Source organism: Teredinibacter sp. KSP-S5-2, from assembly GCF_032773895.1.
Classification (GTDB): domain Bacteria; phylum Pseudomonadota; class Gammaproteobacteria; order Pseudomonadales; family Cellvibrionaceae.
The window spans coordinates 1,415,160-1,435,470 of record NZ_CP120416.1 but is presented as its reverse complement, the minus strand read 5'-3'; the positions used below and the strand labels follow the sequence as shown (position 1 = coordinate 1,435,470).

Sequence of the window (20,311 nt, the reverse complement as noted above, 5' to 3'; positions counted from 1 at the left end):
TCAGCCAGTGGGAGTGTGTCAACTTTTTGTTAACACCTGCACCACCTCAATCAAACCCAAACCTTTCGCCCCAATAAACATATTGACTCATAAATGATAATCTATATCATTCGCATTTTTATTTTCGCCGAGAGGCGCTTTTATTGGGGAAGGTTTTTAATGAGTTTACGTGTTAGCAAGCCATGCGCTTTGGCCCTATCGGTTTCTGCAAGTATCGCACAAGCCGATGTTCAGGCACCTTATGTTGAAGAAATGATTGTCACCGGTAGCCGGGTGTTGGAGCGTATTGATGAAGTGCCGGCTTCAGTCACAGTGATATCCGCAGCAGAAATCGCGGAAGACATTAAGGTGAACACGGAACTAAGTTCTTTGCTCGGAATACGCGTTCCAGGTATGTCCGCCAGTACGGGCTCCAGTAGCAACTCTGGTCAAAACTTGCGCGGCCGTCCACCGCTTATTTTGATTGATGGTGTTCCTCAATCCACCCCACTACGTAATGGCAAGCTGGGTATTCGGTCGATTGATGCCGGTGTTATCGAGAATATTGAGGTCATTAAAGGCGCAACTTCCGTTTACGGTAACGGCGCTGCGGGTGGTGTCATCAATTACATTACCAAGAAAGCGCGCACTGATAGTTCACTAAATGGTGAGCTGGCTTTCGGCACAAATTTCTCTGCGATCAATACGGAAGATACTCTGGGCACACGTATTCAATTGGGTGTAGACGGCGGTATTGATCAATTCAATTATTTGATTAACGGCGTACTGGAAAACAACGGTGTTCAGCGTGACGCGGAAGGCGATGTCATTGGTTTGCAGTATGGTTTGTCTGATGTGGAAAGCAGAAACCTTTTAACCAAGTTCGGTTTTAATTTTAATGATAAAAACATTGTGAGCTTGAGTTACAACTATTACGAAGGCAGACAAGATACCGATTACGTGAATGTACACGGAAGTGTCAACTCCGGCGTTAAGAGCTACGCAATAAAGAACGGAGAAAAAATTCCTGGTGAGCCACAAGGCCCGGATGGAAATGAAAACATCACTCTGAAGTATGTTAGTGAAGATTGGTTCGGGAATACCAATTTTACTTTCGATTTATATCAACAGAAGATTAACAACGTATTTTTCTATTCGACTCGCCTCGCAGACTTTGACCAAGGGTTTGAGGGCGGCCAGTCCAGAATTGTTTCTGACAAAGACGGGTTACGAGTTAACTTTAATACTTCCCTGAATTTCTCCGATGTTGAAACAACCATTATTTACGGTGTGGATGCCATAAGTGATACCACAAAACAGGACTTAGTTGACGGTCGAATTTGGGTTCCGGAGATGGAAATGGAAAACTTTGCCCCCTATTTGCAAACGAAGTTTGTCTTTGCTGAGGACTGGGTATTAAAAGCCGGTGTACGCAGGGAAGATATCGACGTTAGTGTTACCGATTACGAAACCATGAATCGATGTTCTGCCCCTGGTGTCTGTACCGGGTCTGTTTCAGTCACCGGTGGCGATATTGAATACGAAGCCACAACCTATAACCTCGGTTTCCGTTACAACGGTATTGAAGCATTTAATCCATTCTTTAGTTATTCAGAAGGGTTTGATGTTTCAGACTTAGGTCGACTGCTACGTGCAGCAACCGTAACCGATATTCAACAAGTCAGAACAGAAGCTTCTATTGTTGAAAACAAAGAAGTTGGCTTTAGTGGTTCTATAGATAAGCTGAGCTACGCCTTTGCTTACTACGAAAGCTATTCTGAACTTGGTACGGTCAACGTGTTTAACACAGTAACCGGTTATTACGATCCTGTGCGAGCACCGCAAGATATTTGGGGTTACGAGGCAGCTATTGATTACACGCTGTCAGATAATATTTCTTTCGGAATGACTTACACCTGGATTGAAGGCAAAAACAAAGAAGCTGGCAAATATTTATCCGGCCGAGAGATTTCACCCCCCAAATTCACCGCCTATATCGACTGGCAAGTATCAGAGAATTTGGACATAAGTGTTGACTGGTTGAATTCAGGCTCTCGTGATCGATTCCAACCAGACGACGCAGGGAATTATGTTGGTGATGAAGGCCCCGTATCCGGTTTTGATTTAATTAACCTTAGAGCAAGTTACCAATTTAACGCATGGAGTACATACGTAGGTATAGAAAACCTGTTTAACGAAGACTATTATCCCGCGATTTCTGAAGCGATTACCTACTCCGGTTACAATACTAAAGGCCGAGGCCGATGGTTAACACTCGGTGCAACCTACCAATTTTAAGTTACAGCGTTAGTTAGCAACCCCTTTAGCCTTCTCACAAGAGAAGGCTTTTTTATTATCTAGAAAAAAATTATTTTTGAAATACACAGATGGGCAAAGCACTAAGAAACAAAGTATTAAAAGTACACCTATACCTCGCCTTTATTGGTGGAGCATTTTTACTAATGTTAAGCGTAAGCGGAGCATTGCTCGTTTTTGGCAAAGAAATTCAACATACTATCTGGCCTGATTACTGGCAAGTTGAAGCTCAGAATTCACCGCTTTCCGTTAACACATTAGTACGCAGCCTTCAGCAACAAGCAGAAGCTGAAAATAGTGAGCTTAAACAGTTAAAAATTGCTGAGAAGAACAGCATTGTTTGGACAGCAAACTTAGCCAATGGCACACAATGGAATATTGACCCCTTTACTGGCCGTATTGTTCACCGCTTTACTACTGGACAGGATTTTTACAGCTATATACTTTTTTTCCATCGCTGGTTACTGATGGATGCGGGGCCGTATCGTGACTGGACCAGGCATATAATTTCAATTGCTGCATTGCTTTTTATTCTGCAAATCATTGTAGGGGTATGCCTTTGGTTACAACCACGAAAACGTGCAATTAAGCGGTTAAAATATAAAACGGGGCTTCCCTTTCGTCCCTGGTTAAATCAACTTCATCTTATATCCGGTGTTTACGCTGGCATTTTTCTTATTTTAATAGCCTACACCGGCATAGGGTTTAACTGGCCGGAGGTGAACAAACTGGTTGAATGGTTAAGCTTTAGCAAAGTGTCCTATCCGCCACCCCCAAAAACCGCACCAATAGGAGGAACCAATCAGTTTGGCCTGGCGCTAAAAAATGGACAACAAGCCTTACCTGAAGCGGAGTTAAGAAGGATTTACTTCCCACAAGACAAAAACAAACCCATGGTATTACGCTATAAAACATCGGGGGAATTTCACCCATTCAGCTATGTTTGGGTTGATGGTGGGTCTGGAAACGTTTTGTTGACTCATAATGCGAGTAAGGCATCACGGGCAACACGAGTCTGGAACTTCAAATACAAATTCCATATTGGCGATTTTGCTGGTACGCCGGTCCGCTTTATCTGGTTAGTACTGAGCTTACTACCATGCTTCTTTGTATTATCTGGTTTTTATTTATGGTGGAAACGTAATCCCACTCACAAGAAAAGAAGTAATGTTAGCTTGATTAGGTAAATAGAAAATTTTATTGAAAGCCGCCTATTTTGAGGCGGCTTTCAATTGCAAAGAATTATTCTGCTGAACTTAAAGCCGCAAACTCTTTTTCATAACGTTTGAGTACTTTCTTCCCTGCACCACCCAATACCTCAACGGCTTCGCGTAAACGTGCACGGGACAGGTCGGAACCTAACAGTACCATCGCATCCATCACAGAAAACGATGCAGTCGAACCCGAGATGGCAACAAATAACGGTGCCAGAAAATCTTTTAATTTGATTTCCAATGCATCGGCTAACGCTTTCATGGATGAGAATATTTCATCTCGCTCCCAGGAACGTAATGATTCAAGGCGCCACAAAGCAAACTGAAGGACTTTTTTCTGGGTCTCAATATCCAGCTTATTGCTTGCAAAGCTTTGCTCACTTAACGGTAGACTACCAGCGGCCAAAAATGCCACGGAAGGGACAAAATCTGCCAAGGTTTCCATACGCTGTTTAATATGTGGAATCACTTTTAACAGATTTTCTCGATTCAGTAACCAATCGTGCAGCGTTGTCGCAAGGGCTTGATCATCAAGATCCTCACGAATCCACATGCCGTTTAACCAACGCAGTTTTTCCACATCGAAGATTGGCCCGCCCAAAGACACACGGGAAATATCGAACACTTCCTGCATTTGCTCCAGGCTAAATTTCTCTTCGCCATTTGGCATTGACCAGCCCATACGTCCAAGGTAGTTCAACAGGGCTTCAGGTAAATAACCGGTTCGTTGATAGTACAAAATACTGGTGGGGTTTTTACGCTTACTCAGTTTGGTTTTATCCGGGTTACGCAATAACGGTAGGTGACAAAGCTGGGGCGCATCCCAACCGAAGTACTTGTATAGCAATAGGTGTTTGGGTGCAGAGTTAATCCACTCTTCACCACGGATCACATGAGTAATGCCCATTAAATGATCATCCACCACATTGGCGAGGTGGTAGGTAGGCATACCATCCGACTTTAAGAGTATCTGAGCATCCACGAGTGCCCAATCCAGCTCCATTTTGCCACGAAGCATATCGTCAACTTCACATGCACCCTCTTCCTCCGGCACCACCATACGCACAACATAGGGCTCACCAGCAGCTTCGCGTTTGGCAAATTCGTCGTCGGACAACTTAAGATCCGATGCTTTCAATGCACTGTGAATCCCCGCCTCTTTCCGTTCTGCACGAAGTGTGTCCAGTTCCTCTGCCGTTCGATAGCATTTAAAGGCATGGCCACTCTCAAGTAGCTGGTCTACGTACTTACCATAAATATCCTTACGCTCGCTCTGCCGGTACGGGCCGAACTCGCCTTCTTTATCCGGGCCTTCATCCCAGTCCAAGCCCAGCCAGCGCAGGGAATCCAATATCGCCTGCTCGCTCTCGGGAGTGGAACGGGTTTGGTCTGTGTCTTCAATACGTAGAATAAACTGCCCACCATGCTTCTTAGCGAAACACATGTTAAATAAAGCGATATAAGCGGTACCAACGTGGGGGTCTCCGGTTGGAGACGGCGCAATACGGGTGCGAACTGTCATGGATAATCTGCTCTCGTGCCAATAGAAAAGTACAAAGGCGCGAATTATACGCGCCTTGAGCCAGAGAGTTAATCAATCAGTGAATTTGGATGGTTTTGGCCCGTATCACCGTATGAAAAACAAACAAACCTCACTCAGCCTCATTCACAAGGCTAAAACCTTGTAGCGAAACTGAAGTAGTAGTTATTTAAGTCTGTATCATCCATCTTGGCAGTGCTAGCTCCTATGGCAAATTCGACGGAGACTCTTTTATGATGGCCAACGGCATATCCCATTTCAACGGCCGCTTTCGGGTAAAAACCAGACCACGACTCTTCCTTAACAACGTCACCATTTCTCTCTAGAATTAACTCATTTCTTGCGTAGAGAGTACCTGCCTTACCTCGAACAAAGAGCCCATATGGTGACATAGCCTCGCCCAGAGCCAACAGGCTGTAGCCATCCATTTCATACTCAATGTTTTCGCTTAGCCACCCGTCAAATAGATCTCCAAAAAACAAGTTATCATCTTCGAAATTCTGGTAGCTAAGCTCTATACCAAAATGTCGATTAATATAAAAACTGACATGCGGGATTAGACTAAAGCCGTCATCATCAATTGCAGATGCATTTTGACTAAGCCTCTGAATTCGAGACCTATCTATTTCTACATGCGCGGATGCAAATGATAGGCCCGTGCGAAAACGCTTAAAGTTCTCTGTTTCAGAATAGACATCGGACGAAACCAACGATATGAATAATATTACCCCTCCAACAACACCTATTTGGCAAGCTCGGTTCATAGCCCTCTCCTCCGTTAAAATGTGTAGCACTCGAACCAATAACCCTATAAACATTATGCCAATACTCTCACGCTAACTGTGTAAAATGTGTCTTTTTATTGTTACGATCTTTCAGCTTTTCCATTTCATTCTATGACAAAGAGATTATGACGACAGATAAGATTCAAGCGCTGCTAACACGACGCTCAGTAGTTGCACGGGACCTATGTGAACCGGGCCCAAACCAAAATGAACTGGACACGATATTAAAATGCGCTCACAGAGTGCCCGACCACGGAAAAATAGGCCCGTGGCGGTTTATTATCTTTCAGGGCGAGGCACGCCTGGCATTCGGCCAGGAACTGGAGAAAATCTTTGCAGAGGAAAACCCGGACGCAACAGATAAAGCACTTGAGTTTGAAAATGAACGCTTTATACGTGCCCCTATTGTGGTTGGTGTTATCTATTCCCCACAAGAACATCCCAAAGTCCCTGAATGGGAGCAACAACTATCCACTGGGGCGGTGTGTCAAAACATACTAAATGCGGCACATTTTTTAGGCTACTCCGCCCAGTGGCTCACGGAGTGGTATGCCTTTAATGATCGGGTAAACAATGTTCTCGGTTTACAAGCACAGGAACAGGTTGCTGGTTTTATTTATATCGGCAGCACCAAAGAAAAACCGTCGGAAAGAAATCGTCCAGATTTAACCGAGCGTATTCTTCACTGGCAGCCATAACGTAGCGCTTTCGGAAGCCCAGACTCCCGAGGCTTCCCCCCTTTCTTTTATCCAAGTACGCAACAAATCAAAAGAGAAAGATCATCCTTCCTGTGTAAACAAAACCCAATAAAACTGTAACTTTTCTTTAACAATCCCCCCCTATAGTCGTCCATTGGTTTAACCGCTCAATTAAACAATCTGACGCCAAAATATCTTTTGCTTTTTTGCATCTTCGTAATATTTCTTTAACGAACATGCAATATAAGCTAATCCGCGTTATCGAAATTCATTGTTTCGGTATTCATCGATACATATTAAATGTATTTCGAATTCTTTGAATAAGACAATTTATCTAGCTTTTGTAAACAGGGTTATTAACATGAAACAAAAAGCATTAAGCGCCGCAATCGCAGCATCATTATTTACCTTTAGCCAGGTTCATGCTGGCGACGCAGATATTTTTGTATTTGTAGACCAAAACCCACTGCAAGGCATTGATGTCGAAATAAATGGACAGACAATTGGAAAAACCAACAACGAAGGTGAAGCCTCAACATATATTGGTGAATCTGGCCAACAAAAAGTTGCGATTGTCCGAGAAGGCGAAACTATAGCAACCAGTGAATTCCAACTTAGTGCCGAACAAGATGTAGAAGTGAGTGTGGTTCTTTCTAAAACAAACGAACCTCAAATACACATATACAAAACAGGCGACAACGCCCTGAAAGCGATAGGATTTTTAAACGGGCAAATTCAAGACCCAAATGGTAATCCGTTATCTGGCGCACAAATTCAGTTATCTAATACCAACCAAAGCACAACAACAGATAGCAACGGAAACTATGCATTTAAACTGCCTAGAGGTATATACGATTTAACTGTATCTCACCCAGACTTTGCAGAAAAAACCTTTCACGATATTCGTATCGTTGCAAACATCGGCACTGCTGCTGTCGTAAAAATGCGTGAGAAAGGTTCAACCCCGATATCATCGCAAATGAACATAGCAGCACCGATTGAAGAAGTACTAATTCTGGGTAAATATACACCCACAAATGAATCCAGTTTTACCGTTGAAAACATGGCAACATCCGTAGTGGATGCCATTGATATGGAACAAATTATTCGTTTTGGCGATTCAAGCGTTGCTTCTGCGCTAAAACGAGTTGTGGGAGTATCAATTGTCGATGGTAAATACGCCGTTGTACGAGGATTACAAGGTCGCTACGTCGCACCCACACTCAATGGCAACTTAATGCCAACAACCAACCCTTTTAAACGCGATGCAGAACTTGATCTTTTTCCTGCGGATGTTCTTAGCGGAATTGAAATTCAAAAAAGCTTTACAGCTAACCTTCCTGCAAGCTCAACCGCCGGTAGTCTATTGATAAAAACACAAGGTATGCCAGACCAGTTTAAGCATAAAATTGGTGCATCCTTTGGCTATAACTTTGAAACGACAGGAAAAGATACCTATACCTACCAAGGCGGAGATTCTGACTACTTTGGTATAGACGATGGCTACCGTGAACTAACGCCAGCATTGTATCAACAGTCAAACGGCGGGCTTGATTTCAGCATCTGCCAGATTGAAGGACAAGCTAACTGCATTTCTCGTGAAGACGCATCAAACTTAGCGAATACTCTTGAAAATGAATGGATACCTGCTGAAATTGAAGCCAGCCCTAATCACGGCCTTTCCTATTCTCTAGGTGGATTGCTTGACACATCAATTGGCTCATTGGGAAATTTTTTATCTTTATCTTTCGACAAAGAATATCAATCTAAAGCAGATTATCTACTCGATGATATTGATGTATCAGCAGATAAGACGACTGACACTATAAATACAGCTTTCAATGGTTATTTCACTACAGGATTTGAACTTAGCAACGGCAACAAACTAGAAAGCAAGACTCTGTTTATCCGTGATACCGATAAGAGAACCTCTATTACAGACGGTTTTAATAAAAAAGAAGAAAACGACTATACCAAAACCGTTTTGGAGTGGAAGGAGCGGGAAGTTTTTGCAGAACAGCTTTCTGGTCTAGTGTATTTAACTGAAACCCAAGAGTTAAATATTCGTCTTGCCTATTCAAAAACCACCAACGATATTCCAGACAGAAGAACGTATACCTACTTCGGCGACTTTTTATCTTTCTCAACTGTTGAGCGCATGTGGTCAGAGCTGGATGAAACCGCATACGACGCAGGTTTCGATTACCTACTACCTATTGATTTTGATGATAGCTGGAGATCTGACTTCAAGCTAGGAGCGTTATACAACAAGAAAGAACGTGAGAACGAAATTGTCCGTTTCGGTATTCGTCAAGGTAGTAATAGAATTTCTCTCAACGAAGACTTGGAAACCCTTCTACAACCAGAAAATTTCGACAACGATGCCTTCAGACTAAACGCAACCACAACCAATTCAGATATGACAAAAGGAGATGCTGAGACAACAGCATATTACCTAAATTCAGATATTCATTATCAAGAAACACTCACGCTTTCTCTCGGTGCAAGACAAGAGGAATACGAGCACATCATCTCTCTCCCGAATGCACCAAGACCAGATATTGATTTATCCACGGACGATCTATATCCCTCATTAAATATTACTTATAGACCTTCTGACAGCTGGCAAATAAAAGCCGGGGCATCTAATACGCTATCTCGCCCGAGTGTAACAGAAATGACTCCGTCTAAGTTTTATGACGACGAGGGAGATGCGTGGATTGGCAACCCGGACTTGGTTGAATCCGAAATTTCAAATGCTGACCTACGTATTGATTACTATTTTGGTGAACAAAACAGTATCTCTTTAGCCTATTTTGAAAAACAAATTGATAACCCAGTAGAAGTCAGCGTTGCAGACGGTTCGGGATCGGCCTCCTCAGCAAGAACCTGGAGAAATGAAGAAGAAGCCAGTATTAGCGGAATTGAATTAGACGTTAACTACGAATTTTTAAGCACAGACAACTTTTCCGGATTCGTAAGCGGCAACTTGGCATTTATCGATTCAGAGGTAATCCTGAGCGAAGACAGCGCACGCCTTCAGTTGGATGACAAACGTGAACTACAAGGGCAATCCCCGATGTTAGGCAACATCCAGCTTGGATTTGATCACTTCCCAACGGAACAAAAGGTCACGCTGTTATTGAATTACTTTGATGATCGAATCGATGTCGCCACCAGAGCGCCAGAAGAAGTTATCTATGAAGCAGCCCAATTAACTGTAGATTTTAACTACGAAATTTTATTGGGTGAAAGAACAAAAATTAAAACAAAAATTAAAAATTTAACAAATGAAAAAGTTAAGTACACACAATCAGATCGAGTCATTGAGAGCTGGAAAAATGGTACGTCTCTTTCTGTAAGTTTGTCTTACAACTTTGAGTAATTTGTCATAAAAACTAAACAGAAAAACGTTAAAAAATGCATAGCTGACATTCATTTAGGAATTATGTCATTTAATTCTTTTTCCTATTTACAGCTTAAGATTTTAAATTCACTAAAATTGGGATCAACTCAATGAACAAAGAAAAATTGGCCTTAGGAGCATTTGTTGTTTCTGCAGCTTTTGGCTTGGCGTCATGCAGCGGCAGCGACAATAGCAACAGCGGCGGTTCTAGTAGCTCAAGTAGCTCAAGCTCATCCAGCAGCTCCAGTTCTTCAAGTAGCTCAAGTGGTGTTATATCAAGTTGTGAAACAGGTTTACCCAGCTTTGTTTCATGCGTTGACTCGAGCGGTACAGCAATTTATACGATAGCCGGGAAAGTTGACCAGGATTACACACTGGAAGCGAATAAAGAATGGCGCTTAGATGGCGTTGTAACTGTCGGTTCTGGTAACGTCAATGTTGCAAACGATGGCGACGTTGCAGCTATCAAAGCAGCGGGTGTTACTCTTACTATTGAGCCAGGCACTCACATTAAAGCATTTGACGACGGTGCACTTCTTGTTACCCGCGGCTCAAAATTGATGGCTGATGGCTCAGCAGCAATGCCAATTACCTTCTCTTCGCTTGATGCCGGTTATGACGGTGAAGGTGAATGGGGTGGCGTTATCATCCAAGGTTTTGCTCCTCAATATGGCGCTGGTAACACAGGCCCATGTTACGGTACTGGCACAGTATGTAACGTTGAAGGTGAAGGCGGTACTGAAGTTGCCGTGTACGGCGGCAACATAGAAGACGACAACAGCGGTATCATCCGGTATGTTCGTATCGCTGAAGGTGGATTAGTTGCTGGTCCAAATAACGAAATTAACGGTTTAACACTTCAAGGTGTTGGCCACGGTACCACAGTAGAATACATCCACGTCCACAATAACCTTGATGACGGTATAGAGTGGTTCGGTGGCACAGTTAATGCGAAGTATGTTGTTCTTACTAACAACGACGATGACGACATAGACTTCGACGAAGGCTTTAAAGGTAATATTCAATACGGCTTGGTTGTTAAAAACCAAACTAAGACAGAACCCACTGGCAGTAACGACCCTCGTGGTGTAGAAGCCAACTCTTCTGATGACGAGTATGTACCTCAAACAGAAGCAACACTTGCCAATATCACCGTTATCGGCGGCCCGGTAAACAACAACGCAGCCCACTCTAAAGGTCAACAGCCTGGTATGCGCCTACGTGGTTCTTTGACTGTAAGCGTATATAACACTGCAGTGAAAGGCTTTGATACTGGTTGCTACCGAATTGATGACTCTGATATAGACGGTGACGGCCCTGGAACAACAATCGTGAACTCCAACGTTACATTTACTAACGTATTTGGTGACTGTGCTGACGGATTCTATGATAAGCGTGATGCTGATAGCACAACTAACACTCAAGCGGTCTCGTTAACACTGAACGAAAACTACGCTATTACTGAAGCTGCTGCTCAGCTAGGAGCACCTCAATCAATTCCTGCAACAGATAATGGCTCCGGTTTCGTATTCGACGATACTGCCTATGTTGGTGCTGTTGACCCTACAGCCACAACACCATGGTGGGCCGGCTGGGTACTTGAAGGTGTGCTTGCTGACGCAAATGTCGAAAATCCGCCGGCTGAAGCCTCTTTTGTGACATGTAACCACTCTCTTCTTACTTGTGACGTATCTGGAACAATCGACAAAGACTACACGTTCGAATCTCACTACGAGTGGCGTCTTGACGGCGTTGTAACCGTTGGTGCTGGGAACGTGAATGTTTCCAACAGCGATGACGTGACTGCGATTCGAGCTGCGGGTGTAAAACTTACCATTGAGCCAGGCACTCAGGTTAAAGCGTATGACGATGGCGCACTTCTGGTAACACGTGGCTCCCAGTTGATTGCGAACGGTTCTGCAGCACAGCCAATTACCTTCTCCTCTCTGGACGCTAACTACGACGGCCTAGGCGAATGGGGTGGCGTTATCATCCAAGGTTTCGCTCCACAATACGGTGCTGGTAACACGGGCCCATGTTACGGTACTGGCACAGTATGTAATGTTGAAGGCGAAGGCGGCACCGAAGTTGCGGTATACGGTGGCAACCTACCGAGTGATAACAGCGGTATTATCCGTTACGTTCGCATCGCCGAAGGTGGTCTGGTTGCTGGTCCGAACAACGAAATCAACGGCTTGACACTTCAAGGTGTTGGTAGCGGCACAACCATCGAATACATCCACGTTCACAACAATCTGGATGATGGTATTGAGTGGTTCGGTGGAACAGTTAACGCCAAGTACGTTGTTTTGACTGGTAACGACGATGACGACATCGACTTCGACGAAGGCTACAAAGGTAATATCCAGTACGGCATCATTGTTAAAGACCAGAACAAAACCGAACCAACGGGTAGCAATGACCCTCGTGGTATTGAAGCGAACTCTTCTGATGACGAGTATGTTCCTCAAACAGAAGCAACACTCGCCAACATCACTATTCTGGGTGGCCCCGTTAACAACAACGCAGCTCACTCTAAGGGTCAACAACCAGGTATGCGTTTGCGCGGTTCATTAACCGTTGCGATTCATAATACTGCTGTTGCCGGCTTTGACACGGGCTGTATTCGAATCGACGACTCAGACATTGATGGCGACGGTCCAGGCACAACAATTGTTGACTCTGACGTGACGTTGAACAATGTTCTTGGTGAGTGTACAGACGGCTTCTATGACAAACGCACTGCTGACACAGCAAACAATGCGGTTGCCAACGCAGTTAATGTAGACAGCGCATTCGCTCTTACTCAAACAGAAGCAGACCTGGGTGCAGCAGCAACTATACCCGCTACAAACAACGGCTCTGGCTTTACCTTTGAGCAAACCGACTACATCGGCGCAGTAGCTCCTGGCACAACCGAAAATGCGGCATGGTGGAAAGGTTGGACATTAGAAAACACTCTAGACGATGCAATAACCAATTACGCACCAGCACCTTAAGCTTTATCCCTAAGCTTACTTAGGAAAACAAAGCCGGCCCAAAACCTGGGCCGGCTTTTTTGTATTAAGAGAATGGATAGACCTTCCACACACGTTTTAGCCAATAAAGACTCATAAATTGTATCCCTGAAAAGAGCCAGTTTATAAAGGTAGTCAGCGCGTTAATTGACCCACCTCATACCCCTCGGGCAACACTTGTACTATTGTATGCTCAGCCTGAACTGTCAGGTATTTCCGTAATAACTTATATACGATTTATTCTTATTTGACCTGAGTTTCAAATTGACTTTGGTAGTGCAAAGAGCCAAAATGTAAACACGAATACTTCTCATCAGTAATATCTTTTAACTCGAGAGAAAAACATGACACTTGACCAGCTAGCTATCGGACAACACGCTCACATAACCTGTACTGGCGGTGGCCAGGAAGATTTTACGTCCTTTTGCCAATCTCTTGGTATCGAGCCAGGAGCAAGTGTCCGCGTATTACGTAAAGCCCCAGGTGGCAGCCCTCTCCAAGTGAAAGTCACGAATACTCTTTTTGCTGTACGCAACTTGGACGCACAGCAAATCAAGGTCAAAATAGCTTGATAGAATCAGACAAACACGAACGTAAAACCCCCGCTGAAATCGCCATAATCGGCAACCCAAACTGCGGTAAAACTTCCCTTTTCAACAAACTGACCGGCACGCGACAACGCACTGGCAACTGGCCTGGCGTCACAGTGGAACGAAAAGACGGTAAAGTTCGCCTTGCTGACCAGCACCACTGCTTGGTCGACCTTCCTGGCATTTACACACTAACAGGTAAAGGTGGCGGCATAGATGCCAAAGTAGCTCAGGAATATCTCACCAGCCAGCAAGCAAGTCTGGTTATCTTTGTCCTCGATGCAACACAGCTCGCTCGCCAAATAATGTTGCTGGCAGAGTTAAACACTCTGAACATTCCTCTTGTCATCGCCGTCAATATGCTCGATACCGCTGAAAAAGAAGGTATTGAGCTGGATCTCCCTCTGCTCTCCGAAGCTACCGGTTATCCCGTTGTTGGCGTATCGGCCTCTACAGGTTTAGGCATTGAACAGCTTAAGCAAACCGCCGCAGAACAACTGCAAAGTAAACAGCAAACGCCGGAGCCCATTACCATGCAGGCGCTCAGGGACCTTGCACCCAAGGTTGCTGTTTACACCAAAGAAACCACACGTACAGAACAAATAGATCGCTGGCTTCTGCACACATGGTTAGCCGTTCCCATATTTTTATTGGTGATGTATGCCCTTTTCTCCATATCGGTGAATGTCGGTTCGATATTTATCGATTTCTTCGATATATGGCTCGGTTCGTGGTTGATCGATGGCAGCCGCTGGGCACTGACCAGTATCAACGCACCTGGCTGGCTAACCGCGATTATCTCGGAAGGGGTGTTTGCAGGTATCCAACTTGTTTGTACATTTATCCCTGTTATCGGTTGTTTATACCTTTGTATGTCAATACTGGAAGACTCCGGATATTTATCCCGGGCAGCGTTTGTCATCGACAGTGTGATGTCCAAGATTGGTCTTCCCGGTCAAGCCTTCATTCCGCTTATTGTTGGTTTTGGCTGTAATGTTCCATCAGTGATGGCCTCGCGCGCGCTCGACCGCCCCAGCGCGAGACTGACAACAATCTTTATCGCTCCGTTTATGTCCTGTGGGGCACGGTTGTCAGTCTATGTTTTTGTCGGTACTGCGCTGTTCCCCAATCAAGCCCAAAACGCAATATTCCTTCTTTACGTACTGGGCATTGCTGTTGCGGTGTTTTCCGCCTGGCTATTACGCAAATCCCTATTCCTTGGGGAAACCCAGTCAAACCTGACCGAAATGCCAGCCTATCATCGACCACTTATGCGTAATGTACTCACGCAAAGCTGGCAGCGGCTGAATAGCTTTATATTCCGTGCAGGTAAGCGCATTGTTGCCGTAGTTCTTGTACTCGCCCTTTTCCAATCCTGGGGGATGGATGGCACCTGGGGTAATCAAAACAGTGAAAAGTCTGTTCTTTCATATACAGGAAAAGTGATTACGCCAGTCTTCGAGCCAATGGGAATTGGTGAAGATAACTGGCCCGCAACAGTTGGTCTGTTTACCGGCTTATTTGCCAAAGAAGTGGTTGTCGGCACACTGGATACCCTGTATTCACCGCCACAGATAACAGAAAACGACTCAAACGAAAAACCCGATTTTGCAGCAGGCTTTATGGAGGCGCTTGGCTCCATTGCTGAAAACGCGAAAGGGCTTTCTGACGTGGTATTCAACCCTCTGGGCATTGATACGAGTAATGTAGGCAACCAGGACGCAGCGGCAGAAGAGCAAGGAGTACAGCAATCCAGTTACGACTCCATGATCGCGCTCTTTCCCTCCGCATGGGCAGCCTTTTGTTATCTCGCCTTTATTTTGCTTTACGCTCCGTGTGTTGCAACTATCGGGGTAATGCAAAAAGAAGCCGGACACGGCTGGTTGCAGTTTTCTATCATCTGGAGCCTGCTGTTGTCTTATTGGCTCGCCAGTAATCTGTGGCAGGTCAGCCAGCTAATGATAACCCCCCTCTTTTCGGGAAGTTGGTTTGTTGGCAGCACATTAGTTTTAATCGCCAGCTATAAGCTCATTGTTCGCCGGGTTAGAAGACAATACGCGAACGAAATTCCGATTGTTAACCTGCCCATTTAACTAAACAGAATCATATTTTTCAGGTTAAAAAAACGCGTTCAATTGAACGCGTTTTTTATTTCAATAGAGCTTGTGGAATTATTCGTGGTTAATCACCATCACATCCACATCAAGCGCCGCAATCAAACGCTCAGCGGTATAACCGCGGTAAGATTTCAGCATACCGTTGGCTCCCAATGTCCCCATAATAACCAAGTCAGCATCGATTTCTTCTGCCAGTGCCGAAACTTGTTCGTCGGTATAACCTTGTCTCACAAAAATATCTTCTGGAGGTAAGCCGGTTTGGTTGGCAAGCTTGCCCCTGTCAGGGTAGTTCATAGAATCCAAGTAGATATTTGCCACACAGAAACGAGCATTATAGCCATCAGCCCAACGCTTACCCTGCTCCAGAATCTTGTTATTTAGCTCACGCTGGACATCGGATGTAGCCTGGAAGTTAACGGCAGCCAAAACAGTTTCACGCTTTTCTTTCCCACCGGGACGCTCCATCACCACAGGACATGGAGCACTCTTCAATAGCGACCATACCGACTCTGGCAAGCTAAAACGATGTTTTTCAGATTTACCTTTAACAGGAATAAAAATGTTATCCGCACTGATACGACGCGCTTGGTTCAGAATGGACTTCTGCCACTCGGTTGACCAGGAGATCTCCAGCTCATACTTGATACCGGCCTCTTCCAACGGCGTTCGAACAGAGCGGTCAAACCAGTCCTCTTGTCGGAAAAGCTTGTCGTTGCAGGCTCGAGTGTCTACGGACTCAGGGTCTATGGCAACGAACACATGCAACTCAGGACAAGGCTTGCGAATACGTGAAGTAATAAGCGCACGCTGAAGCGCAATATGATCATCTTGGCTAGGGTCGACCACAACCAATAATTTTTCGGGTGTAGACATATTATCTCCTGTTTACCTATTTATTACGTTAGTAATGTACATCTCGACTGCCTCAGCAAGGTATAAAGCGAACTTGTTAAGGAAGCGCTACGATAACCAAATAATGGGTTAGCATAGTTGATTGATGCCAAATTTGCTGACAAACCAAATCATAGATGCCACTGTAACCGGTTTTGCCCCCCAGTCAATCTGTTTCAACCAGTAGAATAATAAAGCCTCAATGTGTCCAACGATTGACCAGAGCGTCCTATTATAAAACGCAAAAATTCCGTAAAAATCGACAACAAAACAGAAACCAGGCTCAGCTTACCTTTCGGTATGTGGTTGTCACCGGGTGTTGAGATACTTTCCCGGGTCTAGGTAAAACGCTTTTTTGTAGCCCTGACTGGAACCATCAGCCAGCCAGGGATAAGGTATGAGAGAAACAATAGAGTAATGGAGGTGCGGCTGCTTCCCGATAGCATTACCCGTATCCCCCACTTCGCCAATCACTTCATTCGACGATAACAGAACGCCAGCACGGCGATCGATAGTATGCAAGTGAGCAAAGTAATGAAGCCGCCATTTAGGGCCAAGGGCAAGAATAACGTTACCGCCTTTACTTAACTCTCCCCGATACAAGAGAATCAGGCCAGTTGGTGCGACAACCTGCGCTCCCCTGTCAGCAAAAATATCAATACCTTTATGAACACCAGAGGTACCCCAAGGCTCAAACCAAAACGTATCCCTATGCCAATCGTTGACACTTGCACCAACAACAGGAATGTGGTTTTCTTCGGGGAATAAAAAACCAAGCAGGACCGCACAGCCAAAAACTAACGTAATTAATTTCCACATAGAAGAACACTTAATAAATACGGTTTACGAATAAAACACGGCTAACCAAATCGTTTTCTGATTAGGATCAGTCCAGGATACTCGATGACGAACATGTTTCGGGATGGTAACGTACTCCCCTTTTTGAAGTAATATCTCTACCCCATCTTCATATTTGATCTTCCCGGCTCCCTGGATAACCATTACCCACTCATTCTCCTCTTGGTCGTACCATTCATTTTCAGAAGAAGAATGGCCTTGAGAAACAATTCTCTCGATTCGAACAGAGCCTGAACGAACAATGTCTTCGAAATGCTCCTGTTTCATATTCCCAGGCAGGAACTGATAAATATTTCCAGGCTTATCCATAGATACCACCAAATGCAAACAGCTATGAAAACATCAGAGTATAAATGGTGGGATACAGACTACAACAATAAACATAAAAGAAAATGAAACATTCAGAATGAACTTTCTAAAAGAGTATTTCACTTCCAGACAACAATGTGTTTTAGCAAAAAAAGTCTGTCCAAAAAAACAATACTCAAAAGTACGTATAGTTATACAAATGAACAGTATTTAAGAAAAGAGAAATCAATCCATCAATCGATAGTACAGTAATAAAGGCGCAGGGAAAGGTAACAAGGTTTAACACGGACCTCTGATTATTCAGTATCAGAGAAAAAACATAAGACGAACCACCTCTAGAAGAGGTGGTTCGATAAAGTAAATAATAGGGCGTTTCTTATTGAACAAGGTCAACATTGTTCAATTTCACAATATCCCCTGAAGCATTACCACTCAACTCTACATCGCTAGCACTAACTTGACCCGCGGCTTCTGCTGGAGCAGGCTCATCTTCAACAATCCATTGCCCAATCGTTACGCCATACTTGGCGTTGTCTTCAGCTTCAACACCAGTCAATGAGCCAAATATTTGCCCAGCACCCTGTTCAGTGAACTGGATTCCGTCATCACCGTTTTCTTCGGACTCGACGTTTTTCAAGGCAAAGTTAATATCGCCATCATCAGCCTCGTCAACTTTCAAACCTTCGTCGCCACTGCCAGACACCTCGGTATCAAGCACACTGATGTTAACGCTACCCGCTCCCGCTTCATCGAAATCAAGACCTTCGTCTTTATTATCAGCAGCAGATACGCCGATCATATTCACCCAGATACTTCCTTCATCACCTTCATCAATGTCGAAACCGTCATCGTAATCTTCTGCGTTATAAAAACCGTTTCGGTCGATGATGGTATCAATTACGGTGGTAATAACATCACCGCGCCCGGCTTCATCCAACTCAATGCCGTCACCGCCATTATCACTAATAACAGATTGACGAATAGTGGTTATGATATCGCCGTCACCACGCTCATCCACACGAATTCCGTCAAAATCCAAAGCACCAATACCATTGAAAGTGAAGCTGGATTTGCTAATGTTAAGCTCTAAGCCAATGGCAGAACCAAAGTTACCATCATCAAACTCATCTCGGTTATCATCAATATGCAAACCATAAAGTGCAGAATTACGCACCACCACTTTGTGCAAGTTCACAACTTGGTCACCACCAACTGCATCTTCTGGAATATTGACCACAATACCGCGTGTTGCGCTGTTCAATACGCTTAAATTTTTAATGGTAATGCTTGCCGCAGTATTAAAAACAAAAGTGCCATCCTCTGTAACCGCAGTAAGATCCTGATCCAGAACAAAACTACCGGCTGAAGCTCCATCAATCGTTGCGCCGTGACCAACCAAGACCAAATCTTGTGTACCGGAATAAACTACGGGTTGGTTTAAAACGATATGCGCGTCTTCTTCAAAACGGATTTTTTTGATATTTGGGTTCGCGTTTGCTTCTGCAATAGCCTGCATAAGAGAAGCTTCATCAGAAACTCCACCATCAGCAAAAACATTGTTTGCACAAATTAAAGGCAATAAAGCGGATAAAACAATTATTTTTTTCATCTTCTATTCCTAGTTATCGAAATATGATTGTTTGCCCATGTCTCTGAATATTTAGAAACTAAAAATTCACCCCGGCTGAGCAGCACCACAATAGCCGATAAAGAAAATAAAATATGAATAGTTTTAACAAATCTGAAAAAATTGGAAAATCACGCCACGATACTTATAGGTATTGTGATTCACTTAACATCAGACAATACCTTGAAATATCGAAAATAATTCTCATTTTTACCACATATAAAATACAAAAATAAAATGTTAATACACAGTATAAAATAGGCAACAAAAACGGAATAACACGCTGCATTAATACGTCTAAGTAGGTTTAAGCCATAGAAACGGAGGGTGACACTTATTACATTAAAAAACAAATGCGACAAATCTGTTAGTGAATCGAAAATAAACTCAACACTAATCCAACGGAATTTCACTAAGAGCGAGATTAATTAATTGCCGTTTGGCCGACAATCCCAACCAAACAATAGCATCGTCGAGACTATCCGTAACTTTGTAATAAGCGTTGGCATTGGTTGAACTCACCCCCCACTGATGGGCCATTTTCCTCTCGGGGTCCTGGCGAACAATAATTGCCTGCATTGCTTTTTTATCGTAGGGGTTACGCGCAGCCAAGTCGGACAAAAAAGATTGGGATACATTATTTGCGACTATATCCCGAATATCAGATATAACTGAATAAGTCGGTTTAAAATCGGGGTCGCTTTTTAAAGAGGCTAGATGACTCAATACGGTTTCGTCATACACAACCCCCCAAGTTTTAGCGATAACAAGCTCCAAATCCCCCAAAATCACATAGCCAATAGGCATTAAAAACTTCCTCCGAATAGTCGTTGCCCTTCCACCAAGTTTAGCAAAGGAAAAATCCGGTAAGCGGTAATTAGAAGAATAAAAGAAGAAGATCAAATAACGGTAAGATAATACTCAGCCGGAGAGATACTTTCTCCAGCTGAGCATACAAAGGCAC

14 protein-coding genes are annotated in these 20,311 nt (G+C 44.0%); 7 read left to right on the top strand and 7 right to left on the bottom strand.

All coding sequences use genetic code 11. The features are described 5' to 3' along the window. Positions 1 to 159 precede the first annotated feature (159 nt). Positions 160 to 2,277, top strand: coding sequence for a TonB-dependent receptor (locus P5V12_RS06590; protein WP_316956555.1), 2,118 nt, complete (start codon positions 160 to 162; stop codon positions 2,275 to 2,277). An 89-nt stretch (positions 2,278 to 2,366) separates the two neighbouring features. Beyond that, positions 2,367 to 3,482, top strand: a complete 1,116-nt coding sequence (locus tag P5V12_RS06585) for a PepSY-associated TM helix domain-containing protein (protein WP_316956554.1) — start codon at positions 2,367 to 2,369, stop codon at positions 3,480 to 3,482. Positions 3,483 to 3,537: 55 nt separating this feature from the next. On the opposite strand, the gene gltX is transcribed toward P5V12_RS06585, so the two are convergent. Both gltX and P5V12_RS06575 read right to left on the bottom strand, forming a co-directional pair. Continuing rightward, the gene (gene gltX, locus P5V12_RS06580; RefSeq protein WP_316956553.1) at positions 3,538 to 5,031 is read right to left on the bottom strand and encodes a glutamate--tRNA ligase; all 1,494 of its coding nucleotides are present in this window, start codon (positions 5,029 to 5,031) and stop codon (positions 3,538 to 3,540) included. Between the two features lie 152 nt (positions 5,032 to 5,183). Next, a complete protein-coding gene (locus tag P5V12_RS06575; RefSeq protein WP_316956552.1) occupies positions 5,184 to 5,813 on the bottom strand; it encodes a hypothetical protein in 630 nt (209 codons plus the stop codon). A gap of 146 nt (positions 5,814 to 5,959) precedes the next feature. Between P5V12_RS06575 and P5V12_RS06570 the strand changes: the two genes are divergently transcribed. From P5V12_RS06570 to feoB, 5 genes are all read left to right on the top strand, one after another. Next, positions 5,960 to 6,532, top strand: coding sequence for a nitroreductase (locus P5V12_RS06570; protein ID WP_316956551.1), 573 nt, complete (start codon positions 5,960 to 5,962; stop codon positions 6,530 to 6,532). Between the two features lie 361 nt (positions 6,533 to 6,893). Next, complete coding sequence (locus P5V12_RS06565; RefSeq protein WP_316956550.1) at positions 6,894 to 9,917, top strand: TonB-dependent receptor; 3,024 nt, start codon at positions 6,894 to 6,896, stop codon at positions 9,915 to 9,917. A gap of 131 nt (positions 9,918 to 10,048) precedes the next feature. Continuing rightward, the gene (locus P5V12_RS06560) at positions 10,049 to 12,937 is read left to right on the top strand and encodes a hypothetical protein (RefSeq protein WP_316956549.1); all 2,889 of its coding nucleotides are present in this window, start codon (positions 10,049 to 10,051) and stop codon (positions 12,935 to 12,937) included. Positions 12,938 to 13,299: 362 nt separating this feature from the next. Continuing rightward, positions 13,300 to 13,527 carry a FeoA family protein gene (locus P5V12_RS06555; RefSeq protein ID WP_316956548.1) on the top strand — a complete coding sequence of 76 codons (228 nt, stop codon included), beginning with the start codon at positions 13,300 to 13,302 and terminating at the stop codon, positions 13,525 to 13,527. Further along, positions 13,524 to 15,638, top strand: coding sequence for a ferrous iron transport protein B (feoB, locus tag P5V12_RS06550; protein WP_316956547.1), 2,115 nt, complete (start codon positions 13,524 to 13,526; stop codon positions 15,636 to 15,638). Before P5V12_RS06555 ends, feoB begins: the two co-directional genes overlap by 4 nt. Positions 15,639 to 15,716: 78 nt before the next feature. Here the strand turns inward: feoB and P5V12_RS06545 are convergent, their stop codons facing one another. The 5 genes from P5V12_RS06545 to P5V12_RS06525 all read right to left on the bottom strand — a co-directional run bounded on the left by P5V12_RS06545 (position 15,717) and on the right by P5V12_RS06525 (position 20,154). Then, complete coding sequence (locus P5V12_RS06545) at positions 15,717 to 16,535, bottom strand: universal stress protein (RefSeq protein WP_316956546.1); 819 nt, start codon at positions 16,533 to 16,535, stop codon at positions 15,717 to 15,719. A gap of 327 nt (positions 16,536 to 16,862) precedes the next feature. Continuing rightward, positions 16,863 to 17,372, bottom strand: a complete 510-nt coding sequence (locus tag P5V12_RS06540; protein ID WP_316956545.1) for a M23 family metallopeptidase — start codon at positions 17,370 to 17,372, stop codon at positions 16,863 to 16,865. A gap of 24 nt (positions 17,373 to 17,396) precedes the next feature. Continuing rightward, on the bottom strand, positions 17,397 to 17,720 hold the full coding sequence (locus P5V12_RS06535) for a cupin domain-containing protein (RefSeq protein WP_316956544.1): 324 nt from the start codon (positions 17,718 to 17,720) through the stop codon (positions 17,397 to 17,399). A 376-nt stretch (positions 17,721 to 18,096) separates the two neighbouring features. Further along, positions 18,097 to 19,329 carry a hypothetical protein gene (locus P5V12_RS06530; RefSeq protein WP_316956543.1) on the bottom strand — a complete coding sequence of 411 codons (1,233 nt, stop codon included), beginning with the start codon at positions 19,327 to 19,329 and terminating at the stop codon, positions 18,097 to 18,099. 411 nt (positions 19,330 to 19,740) lie between these two features. After that, positions 19,741 to 20,154 carry a hypothetical protein gene (locus P5V12_RS06525; RefSeq protein ID WP_316956542.1) on the bottom strand — a complete coding sequence of 138 codons (414 nt, stop codon included), beginning with the start codon at positions 20,152 to 20,154 and terminating at the stop codon, positions 19,741 to 19,743. Positions 20,155 to 20,311 lie beyond the last annotated feature (157 nt).